This is a genomic window from Pseudomonas sp. FSL W7-0098, from assembly GCF_005930585.1.
In the GTDB taxonomy this organism is placed as follows: domain Bacteria; phylum Pseudomonadota; class Gammaproteobacteria; order Pseudomonadales; family Pseudomonadaceae; genus Aquipseudomonas; species Aquipseudomonas bubulae.
Genome location: NZ_RXHW01000004.1, coordinates 444,222 through 459,929, shown reverse-complemented (window position 1 = coordinate 459,929; position 15,708 = coordinate 444,222). Strand labels below are relative to the sequence as shown.

Sequence of the window (15,708 nt, the reverse complement as noted above, 5' to 3'; positions counted from 1 at the left end):
AACAACCCGCCCCTGGCCCGCTTTACCTGATTTGTGGATCAACACGCCGAGATCATCGGTTAGCCCCAAGGGCTCATGGAGTTTTAGATGGACAAGAGTGCACAACCTTCCGGCCCGGCAACCCCTCCGGTCAGTGAAAAGATTCACCCCACCTTGTTTATCGCCCTGGGCGGCACCGGCATGAAGGTCAACATCCGCCTGCGCCGGCGCATCCTCAATGCCATTTGGGGAGGAAACAATCAGGTACAGCACATTTCGGATTTTCCGCTGGTGCAGTTCATCAACTTCGACCTCGACTCCGGCGAAGTGACCCAGGATGGCAAATCGGTCAAAACTGACGTACTTGCCGAGCAGGTGGCCTTCACCTCCGAAGAAAAAGTCATTGAACCTCTGCACCTGAGCAAGTACACCCACTCCATTGATGAGCTCAATCGTCACCGTGAGGTGGCCGAGTGGTTCCCGTTGACACCGGACAAGATCAAATCCCTGGGGATTGACCCTTCCAAAGGGGCCGGACAGATTCGCGCGTTGTCCCGCCTGTATTTTTTCGACAAATACCCCACCATTCGCGACAAATTGCGCGACAAGGTCGGGCGCTTGCTCAACAACATCGGCACTCAGGCTGACAAGCTGAAAAAACTCGGCCTGGAAATTGACCCCGGCAAAATCCGCATCGTCATCACCGGGTCTGCAGCGGGCGGCACAGGTTCAGGGTCATTTCTGGACATGGGCTACCTGGCCAAGGCAATCCTTAAAGAAAACAATATCTCCGGCAAGGTCGACCTGTTTTTTGTTTTGCCAGGCGGCTTCAATGCCTTCAATACCGAGCGGGTACAGGCAAACGGCTACGCCGCCTTGATGGAACTGGAAACCTGCATGCGCGGCAACCCGTTGCTCAAGCACTGGGACGCCACCGACAACCTGTTTATCGAATCACGTCCCTACGATGATGTGTTCATCCTCGACAACGGCAATGTCGCGCAAGCCAGAACCGAAAACCAGGAAGACATCTACGAGATGGTCTCCGATGTGTTGTTCACCGACTTCACCTCGCAAGACTTCGCGAACAAAAAGCGCTCGGTGGCCGTCAACCAGAACCAGTTCAAGATCCGTAGCTTTGACGTCAGCCTGCCGCAAGATTACGGCAGCGACACCAAGCTGCGCTTCCCGCGCGCTTACTCCTCCGTAGGGCAGGCGGTGCTCGACACCCAGATCGATGCCCGCCAGAACGTACGCCTTAACCAGCAAGTGCAACACATGCTCAAGGCATTCTTTGGTGTGGCCAACGCGGAAGTCACGGGCAATCGCCCGACCGATAAAGAGCGCGACGAGTTCCTCAAGGAACAGCTGACAATCACTGCGCGCACGTTCACAGATCTACCCGAGTTTCTGTCTCGCGTAGAGCTGACCCAGGCTACGGGTGAGTTCACTCACTACCAGATTGCCGATGACCTGCTGCAGGTCGAGGGTGACAACAGCGTCATTGCCCAGATCGAACAAAAGGTCGAGGTCTTGTTCGAGCGCCTGCAGAACGGCGGCGCCGATAAGGATCAATGGCTGACACTGGTACGCGAAATTCAGCAGCAACTGGAACGTGATACCAAAGGCAGTTCCATCGACAGCGCCGAGCGCAACCATGAGGTGCGCATCAAGGAAAACCGGCTCAAGCGTTTCGCTCAATGGACACGTGAAGACAGCTTGCCCGAGCAGCTGTTCCGTCGTCTCGACGACGACGAGCGCGGTGGGCTGGATTACACCCTGGCGCTGGTCGAAATGATCAAGGACCGTCTTGAAAACGATAACGGCATCATTCCCGCACTGGAAAAAAACGCCGGGCGTTTCAAGGAACTGTCTGAAAAGCTCGAGTCGTCAGAGCTTGCCCGGGAATTCGAGCGTCTGAAAGAAACCACGGGCAAAGGCCTGCTGGCCCGCCTGAGCGGTAAAGAAAAACAAGCCGACACCGTGATCAGCCAAGTCAAAGACACACTGCGCGACAGCCTGCTGTTCTATGTGCGCTCGGTCGCTGCCCGCGAGGCTGCACAATTGCTGCGCGACATTTCCGAATGGTTGGGGCGCAAGGAATCGGTCGACAACAACGGCCGCCCACTCTGGAGTGGCTTTGTCGGCCGCCTGCAGGATGGCCGCAACGCAGTCGATAACTTGCTCAAAGGTATCGATGCCAATATCGCCAAAATCAAGGCGAGCATCCACACCCAACACGCCACGCTGATCCCGCTGCAACTGGTGAAAAACGACGACGAACAACCCGTCGACAGCCAGCAAGTACGTGAGTGGGCCAAGGATGCATTCAAGGACTTCGGCGGCTCGAAAACCTTGTTTGGCAAACTGCAGACTCAAGAAGGCCAGGAAGAGTTGCTGCTCAAGCTACGCAACAAGGCCGTACAGCAGTTGCCGAAGAATCTGCCGGGCGTCGACCCGTTGATGACGGCCCTGGCTGCGCTGACCCCGGATGAACAGCGCGAGAAATTCCGCCTGCTGCTGCAGCGGGCCATGCCCTGGGTGCCACTGAACCTCAATGGCGACTTTGATATTCACAAAGACCTTTACACCTGTCTGATTGGCGTACAAAACGCCAGTGAGTTCAGCCGCACTTATGGCGCCCAACTGGCCCAGTGTCTGCCGCAAGGCACGGGGATGACCGCCGGGCAAATTCAGTTTGTGGAGTCCGGTATGCCCGGCAAACTGATTTGCTACACCGAGTTAAGCGGTTTCCCGATCCCGGCGTTGACCCAGCTGTCGACTTACCTGGCCAGCTATCGCAAAGAAAGTGCAATCATCCCGTTGCATGTGCACAAACGCATCAGCCAGTTCGTGCAGCCCATCCAGTTCAACCAGGAGCAATACCGCCAGTTTGCCGAAGACTTCAAACTCTTTCTGCACGCTATTGCACTGGGCATCCTGGAGCGTCTGAACAACGGCTTGTACGAGTTCCTCATCGCCAAGGACAACTTCACCATTGGTGATGAGTTCTCCATTCGTCAAAGCGGCTTCCACAGTATTCATCGCACCGACATTACTGCGCAGGTCAAGGAGAAGTCCTTGCGCCTGGATAACGCTCAAGTGGCGGCGCTGGTAGAAGTGTTCGAAGATTTAAGTACCAGCGCCTACAAAGCGCAGAAACGCACGAACGAGAAAGGTGTATCCAGCAATTTTGAAGCATTTCCGTTCAAGATCGCCGAGTTGTTGAAGAACGAATATCTGGCTCGACTGAACCGTCAGGCTCCAGCTGACGCGAAAAAGCTGCGTACGCTTGCCGAGCAATACAAAGGGCAATGGGGCCGTCATATCGAAGGCTCCCTGGCTGATGTGTACAAAGAAGAAGTGGATGCCCTCCACGGCGAAAAACTCACCGTGGTTAAAGAGTTCTTTAACGAAGGCTGGCTGGAAAATCTGTTCAACCAAGCCAGTGCAGCCCCGCCAGCAGGTATGGCTCCACCACCGCCAGCAGCAGGTAACGGCGCACCACCACCGTTCGCCGCACCACAGCACAGCTACCACCTGAGTGTCAGCGGGACCAATTACGGCCCTTACAACACCCAGCAATTGCAGCAATATGTGCAGTCCGGGCAAATCACCCGCGACAGCCTGCTGTGGCGTGAAGGCATGCCTGCCTGGCAGACGGCCGGGCAAATCATGGAGCTTGCGCACCTGTTTGCGCCAGCCGTGGGCGGCCCTCCTCTGACAGCCCCGGCTCCACCGCCAGCACCTTGAGCGCACACGAGAAGACCATGTCCGCATCGTCAGCCAAAGCCTCTGCATTCCCGACCTCATGCGCCAACAGCGCCTGCGGTCAGGGGCTCTGCGGCCCAGTTAAATACTGCCCGTTCTGCGGCGCCCCGCTTCAGCAGGCGCCCGCAGCGGTTACCCCGGTACCTGCACCTGAACCCAAGGCTCGGCCAGCCACCCCTGCCCCCAAAGCAACCGTCACACCTGCCAGTGCTCCACCAGCCCGGGACATACCTGCTGCAGCGCCAACACCTGTACCAGGTCCGGCGGCTCCCCCACCTGCGCCGCCTGCCGCAACACCAGCGCCCACCAACAGAAAACCGGCCCTGATAATGGCAGTTGTAACTCTGGCAGTGGTGGTGGGCGGCTACGTTGCAATCAAGATGATGGCCGGGCAAAGCCAGCAAAAGCTCGATGCCTTTTTGCAAACCGGTCAAAGCTGTTTTGACACCAGGGACTTTGCTTGCGCGCTGGACAATGCCGGGCTCGCCTTGCAACAGGACAGCAATGACCCTCGGGCCTTGAGTCTGCTGCAGCGTGCGCAGGCCGCCCAGGCGCGCCAGCAACAATTGCAGGAGGCGCAGCAGAAACAACAGTTGCTCAAAGCCCAGGCCGCCGAGGCGACGCGACAAGCCGATGCCCTGCGCGAACAGCAAGCTCTTGAGCGCCAGCGCCAGGAAGCGGCCGATCGCCAGGTGCGTGACCAACAGCAGCAACAGGCTGCCAAAGCTGTTAATGCCTCCCTGCAACAAGCGCAAAACGCGCTCAATGCCGGGGAGTACCAGTCTGCAATTGCCGTGGCCAGGGTCGTGCTAGGTATGGACCCAAACAATAGTCGGGCGCGCAACATCATCCGCCAGGCTGAACAACAACTCAAAGAAGCACTGAATCGAACCCGGATCGAATAATCAGGGTGTATGAGTTTTCCCCTCTCTTACTTGGAAGTTACTGATGAAATTGCCCTCCAACTCTTTGGATAAACGCTTGCTGGCCTTGGGCCTGGCTTCGCTACTGGGTCTGCAAGGCTGCGCCAATATCGACTCTGCCAGCATCAACCCGACCAACTGGAGTGGCAGCGACTGGATGAAGTGCGGGCTGGCAATTGCAGCAGGTGCGGCAGCGGGTGCTGCTGTGAGCGGTGCCAACGATAAAGGCGCAGGCGTATTGATTGGCGGGGTTGCCGGCATGGCCGCCTGTTTCGCGATCAATGCCAAGTCGGTACAGACCAAAACCGCTCAAGAAGTTGAACAACAATATAAAACCTCGGGCAAGAAACAACCGGCCCAGCCAGAACTGGTTAGCTACGACACCAGTATCCAGCCCGGTATGACCATCAAACGGGGTCAACCGATTACCGTGGTTTCCAATATTGTTGCGATCAACGGTGCGACCCAGCCGATCAGCGAAATCAAGGAAGAGATCCGCCTGTTTGCCCCCAACGAGGCCAAGCCGTTGAAAGAAGGCAGCAAGATCGCGAACACCAAAGGCGGCAGTGGCGGTTACGAGAACACCTTCACCATCACCCTCGATGAGCGTGCGCCGCAGGGGATCTACCGGATCGAAACATCGGTGGCCGTCAACGGCAAGCCGGCCAACACCCGAATCAACAATGTGCAGTTGGTGATGATTGATCGCGAGACCTATCAGCTGGCATTTCTGGATCGATAGCTGGCGGGTTGCATTCGCCCTGTAGCCGCTGCTGAAGGAACGAGGCCGCGGCTACACAGGCTCCTGTCATCACGCACCCGGCACAAAATGCTTCTGCGCCGTGCCGTGGGCGATCAGCCGCGAGAGATAGTTCATTTTGTCGGCGTCCTGATCGACAAAGCGAAAGGTCAGTTGCAACCACGCACTGTCCGGTTTTGGCTCGAATGCCACGATGGCATGCAGATAACCGTTCAAACGCGCCACCTCGGCGTTCTCGCCCTGCTCAAGGTCGAGTACGGCACTGTCCAGTACCTGAGGCAGCACTTCGCCACGACGCACCACCAGCAGCGCCTCCTTGAGGCTCAACGCCTTGATCACGCAGGTTTGGGTACCGCTGGGCAAACGCAGTTGCCCCTGACCACGGCTGGTCAGCGCCGGTGCCGCGACAGGTGCCGGCCGTGGTGCCGGGGCAACCGGGGCAGATGTCACCGACGTCGGGGTCACGACCTGCGCCTTGCCACCGGTCAATGCATTCAGCGAGTCATTGCCAAAGGCCGAATTAACCCGCGTCGGGGTGCTGGCCATCACGGCGCTCAGCAATCCCGCCTTGGTGAACGCCTTCTTCACCTTCGACAGTAACTGCTCATTGGTGAAGGGTTTGCTGACGAAATCCGAAACTCCGGCCTGAATGGCCTGGATCACGTTCTCTTTGTCACCACGGCTGGTGACCATGATAAAGGGCAGCGTTTTCAGACGGTCTTGCTCGCGGCACCAGGTCAACAGCTCAAGGCCGGACATCTCCGGCATTTCCCAGTCGCACAGCACCAGATCGAAGGCTTCACGGGACAGCAAGGCCTGGGCTTTGCGGCCGTTGACCGCGTCTTCGATCCTGATGCCCGGGAAGTAGTTACGCAGGCAATTTTTAACCAGATCACGAATAAACGACGCGTCATCTACCACCAGCACACTAACCTTGCTCATCGACTGCTCCTTGGATATGAACGCCCGAAAACCAAAACGCCCGGCATTGAGCCGGGCGTTTTTTAGATCGGGCTGCCTTATTTATCGTCAGGCGACGACGCAACATTAGCGTTATCAGCACCCGTGCCCTGAACTTCTTCGCGCATGCGCTTGAGACCCATGTGCCGCACGTCTGTACCGCGTACCAGATAAATCACCAGCTCCGAGATATTGCGGGCGTGGTCGCCGATACGTTCCAGTGAGCGCAGCACCCAGATGATGCTCAACACACGCGTGATCGAACGCGGATCTTCCATCATGTAAGTGGCCAGCTCACGTAGCGCGGTCTTGTACTCACGGTCGATGATTTTGTCGTACTGCGCCACAGACAGGGCAAGATCGGCGTCAAAGCGGGCAAACGCATCCAGTGCATCACGCACCATATTGCGCACCTGGTCACCGATATGGCGCACTTCAACGTATCCGCGCGGCGCCTCACCTTCTTCGCACAACTGAATGGCCCGACGGGCGATCTTGGTCGCTTCGTCACCAATGCGTTCCAGGTCGATCACCGACTTGGAAATGCTGATGATCAATCGCAAGTCAGACGCCGCAGGCTGACGACGGGCCAGAATGCGCAGGCACTCCTCGTCGATATTGCGCTCCATCTGGTTGATCTGTTCATCGATCTCACGCACCTGTTGCGCCAGGCCCGAGTCGGCCTCGATCAGTGCGGTCACCGCATCGTTGACCTGCTTCTCGACCAGGCCGCCCATCGCCAGCAGGTGGCTGCGCACGTCTTCGAGTTCCGCGTTGAACTGCGCGGAAATGTGATGGGTGAGGCCATCCTTTGAAATCATGGTTCTGCTCCGCAAAAGCTGTGAGCTGCACGCGGTTAGCGGCCAGCCGAATTATCGTGACATAGAACGGGCAACGCCGCTCAAACTAGCCATAGCGCCCGGTAATGTAGTCTTCGGTCTGCTTTTTGGCCGGGTTGGTGAACAGCGTGTCAGTGTCACCATATTCAACCATCTTGCCCATGTACATGAACGCCGTGTAATCCGAGACACGGGCTGCCTGTTGCATGTTGTGGGTTACGATCACGATGGTGAACTTGGACTTGAGCTCGTAGATCAGTTCTTCGACTTTCAACGTCGAGATCGGGTCGAGTGCCGAGCATGGCTCATCGAGCAGCAACACTTCGGGCTCTACCGCGATGGTACGGGCAATCACCAGACGCTGTTGCTGACCACCGGACAAACCCAGTGCCGAGTCGTGCAGGCGGTCTTTGACTTCGTCCCACAACGCCGCGCCCTTGAGCGCCCATTCGACGGCTTCATCGAGCACACGCTTTTTATTGATGCCCTGGATGCGCAGGCCGTAAACCACGTTCTCGTAAATGGTTTTGGGGAACGGATTGGGCTTCTGGAATACCATGCCGACGCGGCGACGCAGTTCGGCTACATCCTCGCCCTTGCGGTAGATGTTGTTGCCGTACAGGTTGATCTCGCCTTCTACGCGGCAACCGTCCACCAGGTCGTTCATGCGATTGAAGGTACGCAGCAGCGTCGACTTGCCACAGCCGGACGGGCCGATAAACGCCGTGACCCGTTGTTTCGGGATATTCAGGCTGACGTCGTACAGGGCCTGTTTTTCACCGTAGTAAAGATTCAGGCCCGGGACTTCAATAGCGACTTCTTCGTTCGCCAGGTTCAAGCTTTGTTTGGTGCGACCCAAGGCGGACATGTTGATGCCGTGGGTTGAGGATTCATGCTGCATGGGTTGCTCCATACGCTAAAAATTCGTTTCGGTTTTTCAGTAACCGGGTTTCTTCTGGGGGAGCGGGCTTGCTCGCGATTCAGGCACCTCGGTTTCACGCTGAAACCTTACCGATACCATCGCGGGCAAGCCCGCTCCCACAGGTCATGTGTCTATCAGCTATCCAGCGCCTTGTACTTCTCGCGCAGGTGGTTACGAATCCACACTGCGGACAGGTTCAGGGTCGCGATCACCAGCACCAGCAGCAGCGCCGTGGCGTATACCAGCGGTCGGGCGGCTTCGACGTTCGGGCTCTGGAAGCCGACGTCATAAATATGGAAGCCCAGGTGCATGATCTTCTGGTCAAGGTGCAGGTACGGGTAGTTGCCGTCCAGCGGCAGCGACGGCGCCAGTTTGACCACGCCCACCAGCATCAGCGGTGCCACTTCACCGGCGGCACGGGCCACGGCGAGGATCATGCCGGTCATCATGGCCGGGCTGGCCATTGGCAGCACGATTTTCCACAGGGTTTCCGATTTGGTTGCACCCAGCGCCAGCGAGCCTTCGCGCACTGTACGCGGAATCCGCGCCAGCCCTTCTTCGGTGGCCACGATCACTACCGGCACGGCCAGCAGCGCCAGGGTCAGCGAAGCCCACATCAGGCCAGGTGTACCAAAAGTCGGCGCAGGCAATGCTTCTGCGAAGAACAGGCGGTCAACCGAGCCGCCCAGCACATACACAAAGAAGCCCAGGCCGAATACGCCGTAAACGATGGCCGGTACGCCTGCCAGGTTGTTCACCGCGATACGGATGATCCGGGTCAAGGTGTTTTGCTTGGCATATTCACGCAGGTAAACCGCCGCCAGTACGCCAAACGGCGTCACGATCACCGCCATTATCAGGGTCATCATTACCGTGCCGAAAATGGCCGGGAAGATCCCGCCCTCGGTATTGGCTTCACGTGGATCCTGGCTCAGGAATTCCCAGATATTGCTGAAGTACATGGCCAGTTTCTGCCAGCTGTTCATCGCATTCGGCTGGTACACCTTGACCACCTTGCCGATGCCGATTTCCAGCTCTTTGCCGTTGGCATCCCGGGCCGTGAGGCTGTCACGGTTAAACTGTGCATGCAGTTCGCCCAGGCGGTCCTCGATGGCCTTGTAGCGGGCATTCAGCTCGGCGCGCTCGGTTTCCATGTCAGCCTGTGCTTGCGGGGTCAGCTTGCCTTCCAGCTCCAGCTTGCGACCGTGCAGGCGGATGCGCTCCAGACCGTAGTTGATCGCGCCGATGTCTTTCTTCTCAAGCTGGCTCAGTTGCGCGGCCAGGTCATTGACACGCTTGACCCGGGCTTGCAGCTCCGGCCAGGCCGCGGCACCTTCTGCCACCACCTTGCCGTTTTCCTTGACGTTAACCAGGTAGCCGTAGAAGTTGCCCCACTCGCGACGCTCAATGGCCATCAACTCGGGCGGCGTGCTCTGGTTGGTCAACCACTCGCCGACCACCCAGGTAAAATCATTACCGTTCAGGTCACGGTTGCCGACCTTGATCAGCTCCCGGGTCATGAACTCCGGGCCTTGTTCCGGCACCGGCAGGCCCGCACTTTTCAGGCGCTCGCGGGGCACTTCTTCCTTTTGCACCACTTCGCCGATCACCAGGTGATTGGCATCACCCGGCACGTTGTATTCAGCGTGGATCAGGTCGGCCGGCCAGAAGTGGCCCAGGCCACGCACGGCAATCACCGAGAGCAGCCCGATGGTCATGATGACGGCGATGGACACTGCGCCACCGCTGATCCAGACGCCTGGAGCGCCGCTCTTGAACCAGCCTTTGAGGGAGTTCTGTTTCACAGACTTCTACCTTCCTTAAAGCGACGAATATTTCTTGCGCAGACGCTGACGAATCAGTTCGGCAAGAGTGTTCATGATGAAGGTGAACAACAGCAGCACCAGCGCCGAGAGGAACAGGACGCGGTAATGGCTACCGCCCACTTCCGACTCCGGCATTTCCACCGCCACGTTCGCCGCCAGGGTACGCAGGCCTTCGAACAGGTTCATTTCCATGACCGGGGTGTTACCGGTGGCCATCAACACAATCATCGTCTCGCCGACCGCACGGCCCATACCGATCATCAGTGCCGAGAAGATCCCCGGGCTGGCCGTCAGGATGACCACGCGGGTCATGGTTTGCCACGGTGTGGCACCCAGCGCCAGCGAACCCAGGGTCAGACCGCGAGGCACACTGAACACGGCATCTTCAGCAATCGAGTAGATGTTGGGGATCACCGCGAAGCCCATTGCCAGACCCACAACCAGAGCATTGCGCTGGTCGTAAGTAATGCCCAGGTCGTGGGAGATCCACAGGCGCATATCGCCACCGAAGAACCAGGCTTCCATGAACGGGCTCATATACAGCGACAGGCCGCATACAAACAGAATCACCGGGATCAGGATCAGGCTTTCCCAACCGTCAGGCACACGCAGGCGGATCGACTCGGGCAGGCGGCTCCAGGTGAAGCCCGCCACCAGAATGCCGATCGGCATCAGCACCAGCAGGCTGAAAATCCCCGGCAAGTGGCCTTCCACATACGGCGCCAGGAACAGACCGGCAAAGAAACCGAGGATTACCGTCGGCATCGCCTCCATCAGCTCGATCACCGGCTTGACCTTGCGGCGCAGGCTTGGAGCCATGAAGTAAGCGGTGTAGATGGCTGCGGCAACGGCCAGAGGTGCCGCCAGCAACATCGCGTAGAACGCTGCTTTCAAGGTACCGAAGGTCAATGGCGCCAGGCTCATTTTCGGTTCGAAGTCAGTGTTGGCGGCTGTCGATTGCCAGACGTATTTAGGCTCGTCGTAGTTCTCGTACCAGACCTTGCTCCACAGCGCGCTCCAGGACACTTCCGGGTGCGGGTTCTTCAGGGTCAGTGGCAGCAGCTTGCCGCCCTCTTCCACGATGATGCGGTTGGCACGCGGCGACAACGCCATGACGCCCGGACCTTCTGCCACTTTCTCGACCAGCAGGGTGCGATGCGCGGTGCTGTGGAACACACCGATCTCGCCGGCCGCGTCCAGAGCCAGGAAGCCCTTGCGGCGTTGCTCGGCAGTGATTTCAACAATCGGCGACGTGCCCATCTGGAAGCTGCGGATATGCTTGAAGCGCTGCTCGCCATCCGGGTCTCGGGCCATGAACCACTGGCTCAGGCCACCCTTGGAATCACCAAAAATCAGCGAAATACCGCCCACCAGTTGTGTGCTGGCGGTGATCTCGGTGGCTGCGTCATCCACCAGCTTGTAGCGACCGTTGAGGCTTTTGTCGCGCAGGCTGAAGACATCGGCCTGGGCGCGATCATTGATCACATACAACCACTGCTGACGCGGGTCGATATACAGCGCTTTGACCTTCGCGGTCATCTGCGGCAGGTCGATACGGGTCTCGGTGTTGGTGACCTCGTCGGTCATCATGTTTTCTTCGCGGGCCAGTGACAGCACGTTCAGTTGCGCGCCCGAGGAACCGGCCAGCACCAGCGTTGAATCGTTGACGCTGAGGTTGACGTGATCCAGTGCACCACCCTGCGGGTCGAGGACGATTGGCGTTTCGCCATACGGGTATTCGATTGCCGGGGTGATGGTCTTCTTGCCATCCGGGTAGCTGACTTTATAGCTGTGACGGAACACCAGCGCCTGACCGTTGGACAGGCCCAGCACCGCCACCGGATTACCCGGCTGGTCTTCACCCAGAGAAGTCACTTGAGTGCCGGCCGGCAACGGCAGGTTGACCCGCGACAGCTCTTCGCCGTTCTTCGCATTGAAGAACAACACCATGCCCTTGTCGGACACCCGCATACCGACCTGATTCTGCTCTTCGATGGAGATCATCAGCGGCTTGCCGGCGTCCTGCATCCACACCGGCGTAATCGCCTGTTTGGCGTTCAGGTCGGCACCCTGGAACAGTGGATAAACCACATAGCCCAGGAAGAAGAAGATCAGAGTGATTGCGCCAAGCACGGCAAGACCGCCGATAAATACATACCAGCGGGTCAGGTGATCTTTAAACGCGCGGATACGGCGCTTGCGTTGCAGTTCAGGCGTATTGAAATCAATGCGCTTGGGAGCGGATGTCGTAGTCATTGGGGAATTGGCCAGATCATTCATGCGCACACCCTAGCGGTCCTGTATGACAGAAAGATGACAAAGCAGTGACGCAAAAAATCCGCCGCCCAACGGTGCTGGCAGCGGAATGGAAAATTTGGTGAAGCGGTTGCGAGGCAGACCTGCAGGAGCGGGCTCGCTCGCGATGGCGTCAACTCAATAGGTCTGATGTACCAAGTTGCCTGCATCGCGAGCAAGCCCGCTCCCACATGGCGTCTGCTTATGCGCCTTCTTTCAGGCCCAGGTCAGCCAATGCTTTGGCAGCGACTTTGGCTGGCAGAGGGATATAGCCATCCTTCACGACCACTTCCTGACCTTGCTTGGACAGGACCAGCTTGATGAACTCGGCTTCCAGCGGGTTCAGCGGCTTGTTCGGCGCCTTGTTCACGTACACGTAGAGGAAACGCGACAGCGGGTATTTGCCGTTCAGTGCGTTTTCTTCGGTGTCTTCGACAAACTCGGTGCTGCCTTTTTTAGCCAAAGGCACGGTCTTCACGCTGGCGGTTTTGTAACCGATGCCCGAGTAACCGACGCCGTTCAGCGAGCTGCTGATCGACTGCACAACCGAAGCCGAGCCCGGCTGTTCGTTCACGTTAGGCTTGTAGTCGCCTTTGCACAGGGCTTCTTCCTTGAAGTAGCCGTAAGTGCCGGATACCGAGTTACGACCAAACAGTTGAACCGGCTTGTTGGCCAGGTCGCCGGTCACACCCAGGTCGCCCCAGGTTTTAACGTCGGCTTTGGCGCCGCACAGGCGGGTCGAAGAGAAGATCGCATCAACCTGTTCCATGGTCAGGTGCTTGATCGGGTTGTCCTTGTGCACGAACACGGCCAGGGCATCCACTGCCACCGGGATGGCGGTAGGCTTGTAGCCGTACTTCTGCTCGAAGGCAGCCAGTTCGTTGTCTTTCATTTTGCGGCTCATCGGGCCCAGGTTAGCGGTGCCTTCAGTAATCGCAGGCGGCGCGGTCGAAGAACCGGCAGCTTGAATCTGGATGTTTACGTTCGGGTATTCTTTTTTGTACGCCTCAGCCCACAAGGTCATCAAGTTCGCCAGGGTGTCGGAACCAACGCTGGACAGGTTGCCCGACACACCAGTGGTCTTCACGTAGGGCTGAATAGCCGGGTCAACACCAGCGGCAACCGCATTGGCAGTTGCAACGCCTGCGGCGACAAAAGTCAGGGCCGCCATCACACGCTTCAGTTTCATGCCTTACTCCTAGCAAACGGGGTTAGATGAATCGGGGGCCAGTATCTGCAGGCCATGTGACTACTCTATGAACCGATTGTGACAATTAGATGAAAGGCCATCATTCGTTACAAATGATGGCCTTCGGGGAGAGGCTAGCGAAGTGTCATGGCCACTGAGCGATGTCTCAGCGGCCCTTTTTCCACAAATAAGCACCGACCACCAGGCCCATCGTGCAGATAATGGCCACGTAATACGCCGGCCCCATCGGGCTTTCCTTGAGCAACAGGGTCACGGCCATTGGGGTCAGACCGCCAAAGATGGCGTAGGCCAGGTTGTAGGAAAACGACAGGCCACTGAAACGCACCACTGGCGGAAAAGCTTTAACCATCACATAAGGGACGGCACCGATGGTGCCGACAAACAGACCGCTCAGGGAATACAGCGGGAACAGCCAGTCCGGATGCTGCAGCAGGCTGTGATAGAAGGTCCACGACGTGATCAGCAACCCGGCGCAACCCACCACAAACACCTTGCCCGCACCAAAGCGGTCGGCCAGGGCGCCCGAGGCGATACAGCCCAAACTCAAAAAGACGATCGCCAGGCTATTGGCTTGCAACGAGGTGGTCGCTGAAAAACCATAAATGGTTTGCAGCACCGTGGGCGTCATCAGAATGACCACGATGATCCCGGCAGACAGTAACCAGGTCAGCAGCATCGAGACCACAATCGCCCCGCGATGGTCGCGCAGCACGGTCTTGAGCGGGACTTCCGCAGCCAGCGCCTTGCGCAGCTGCAACTCGGCAAATACCGGTGTCTCGTGCAACCAGCGACGCAGGTACACCGAGAACAGGCCGAACACGCCGCCCATCAGGAATGGAATCCGCCAGGCAAAGTCAGACACTTCAGCCGGCGTATAGATCGTATTGATCGCCGTGGCCATCAGGGAACCCAGCAAGATGCCCGCGGTCAACCCGCAGGTCAGGGTGCCGCAGGCGTAGCCCACATGCCGTGGCGGCACATGCTCGGCCACGAACACCCAGGCCCCGGGCACTTCACCACCAATGGCCGCGCCCTGGATCACGCGCATCAGCAGCAACAGAATCGGTGCCCACATGCCAATCTGCGCATAGGTCGGCAGCAAGCCCATGATCAAAGTCGGTACAGCCATCATGAAGATGCTCAACGTGAACATCTTTTTGCGCCCCAGCAAATCACCAAAGTGCGCCATGACAATGCCGCCCAAAGGACGCGCCAGATAACCCGCAGCGAAAATACCGAAGGTTTGCATCAGACGTAGCCACTCGGGCATGTCCGCCGGAAAGAACAGTTTCCCGACCACGGTGGCAAAAAATACAAAAATAATGAAATCGTAAAACTCCAGCGCACCACCCAAGGCAGACAGCGACAAGGTTTTATAGTCATTACGGGTTAACGGCCGCGAAGGCGGTGCAGCACTGGAAGGCTCTGTGATCATGGGGTATTGCTTCTCTTATTAGGCACGGCAAAAAGCTGCAACTTCGCCGGCAGGGGCTGGGCAGGTTTTGAAAGATAACAAATTGTTTACAAAAGCACAGAGCTAGACGTGCAGCGCACCCAAAAAGCAGAATCAGGAGGTCGTCGGCCAGGCTGTCCCCCGATATACTCATGCTGTAAGAAACACTTGGTAACTTCTGAGGTTGCTGTGCGAAAACGTCCGCTGGCCACTTCAGCCGATTTCGCAGAGTTTCCCCTTGGTGCGGCTTATGAAGAACGTGACGAACGTAGTATGTTCGGGCTGAATCGTTTTTCTAAAGACGCTTTTTCACCCGCAGTACTTATGATGAATCACGGGTCAGAGGCCCTTAGGCATGCTAGAGCTCGAACAAGAAGATCCAATTCCGCAAGGCGATCTGGCCTTGCAAATCACCGCCCTGCCGCGCGAGACCAATGGTTTCGGCGATATTTTTGGCGGCTGGCTGGTCTCTCAAATGGACCTGGCCGGTACCGCAATGGCCAGCAAGGTTGCCGGTGGCCGTGTAGCCACTGTCGCTATTGATCGTATGGCATTTCTGGTACCCGTGGCCGTGGGCGCACAATTGTCGTTCTACACCCAGGCACTTGAGATCGGCCGCAGCTCGATCCAGATGATGGTTGAAGTGTGGAGTGACGACCCGTTGTCCAGCGAATGGCGTAAAGTGACCGAAGCGGTCTTTGTCTTTGTCGCCATCGATGGCAGCGGCCGCACCCGCTCCGTTCCGCCACGTCGTTAAACCTATAAATAGA

The 15,708-nt window shown here is 57.8% G+C and carries 11 protein-coding genes; 4 read left to right on the top strand and 7 right to left on the bottom strand.

Features of this window, described 5'->3' with window-relative positions; all coding sequences use genetic code 11:
- Positions 1–87 precede the first annotated feature (87 nt).
- From FHL07_RS10290 to FHL07_RS10280, 3 genes are all read left to right on the top strand, one after another.
- Positions 88–3,732: a tubulin-like doman-containing protein gene (locus FHL07_RS10290; protein WP_094999518.1), complete on the top strand. Its 3,645-nt coding sequence runs from the start codon at positions 88–90 to the stop codon at positions 3,730–3,732.
- A gap of 347 nt (positions 3,733–4,079) precedes the next feature.
- The gene (locus FHL07_RS23635; protein ID WP_178084386.1) at positions 4,080–4,655 is read left to right on the top strand and encodes a hypothetical protein; all 576 of its coding nucleotides are present in this window, start codon (positions 4,080–4,082) and stop codon (positions 4,653–4,655) included.
- A 43-nt stretch (positions 4,656–4,698) separates the two neighbouring features.
- Positions 4,699–5,415, top strand: a complete 717-nt coding sequence (locus FHL07_RS10280) for a hypothetical protein (protein WP_095017952.1) — start codon at positions 4,699–4,701, stop codon at positions 5,413–5,415.
- A gap of 69 nt (positions 5,416–5,484) precedes the next feature.
- Here FHL07_RS10280 and FHL07_RS10275 read toward each other — a convergent pair whose 3' ends face one another.
- From FHL07_RS10275 to FHL07_RS10245, 7 genes are all read right to left on the bottom strand, one after another.
- Positions 5,485–6,375, bottom strand: a complete 891-nt coding sequence (locus tag FHL07_RS10275; RefSeq protein ID WP_094999521.1) for a response regulator — start codon at positions 6,373–6,375, stop codon at positions 5,485–5,487.
- Between the two features lie 77 nt (positions 6,376–6,452).
- Entirely contained in the window at positions 6,453–7,214 is a 762-nt protein-coding gene (phoU, locus tag FHL07_RS10270; RefSeq protein WP_094999522.1) for a phosphate signaling complex protein PhoU, read from the bottom strand.
- 85 nt (positions 7,215–7,299) lie between these two features.
- Positions 7,300–8,133 carry a phosphate ABC transporter ATP-binding protein PstB gene (gene pstB / locus FHL07_RS10265; RefSeq protein WP_094999523.1) on the bottom strand — a complete coding sequence of 278 codons (834 nt, stop codon included), beginning with the start codon at positions 8,131–8,133 and terminating at the stop codon, positions 7,300–7,302.
- A 155-nt stretch (positions 8,134–8,288) separates the two neighbouring features.
- Positions 8,289–9,959 carry a phosphate ABC transporter permease PstA gene (pstA, locus tag FHL07_RS10260; protein WP_095017950.1) on the bottom strand — a complete coding sequence of 557 codons (1,671 nt, stop codon included), beginning with the start codon at positions 9,957–9,959 and terminating at the stop codon, positions 8,289–8,291.
- Between the two features lie 15 nt (positions 9,960–9,974).
- The gene (locus tag FHL07_RS10255) at positions 9,975–12,260 is read right to left on the bottom strand and encodes an ABC transporter permease subunit (protein WP_138738433.1); all 2,286 of its coding nucleotides are present in this window, start codon (positions 12,258–12,260) and stop codon (positions 9,975–9,977) included.
- A 217-nt stretch (positions 12,261–12,477) separates the two neighbouring features.
- Complete coding sequence (locus tag FHL07_RS10250; protein ID WP_094999526.1) at positions 12,478–13,464, bottom strand: phosphate ABC transporter substrate-binding protein PstS; 987 nt, start codon at positions 13,462–13,464, stop codon at positions 12,478–12,480.
- A gap of 166 nt (positions 13,465–13,630) precedes the next feature.
- Positions 13,631–14,920, bottom strand: a complete 1,290-nt coding sequence (locus tag FHL07_RS10245; RefSeq protein ID WP_094999527.1) for an MFS transporter — start codon at positions 14,918–14,920, stop codon at positions 13,631–13,633.
- Positions 14,921–15,293: 373 nt separating this feature from the next.
- Between FHL07_RS10245 and FHL07_RS10240 the strand changes: the two genes are divergently transcribed.
- On the top strand, positions 15,294–15,695 hold the full coding sequence (locus FHL07_RS10240; RefSeq protein ID WP_003438129.1) for an acyl-CoA thioesterase: 402 nt from the start codon (positions 15,294–15,296) through the stop codon (positions 15,693–15,695).
- Positions 15,696–15,708: the final 13 nt, after the last annotated feature.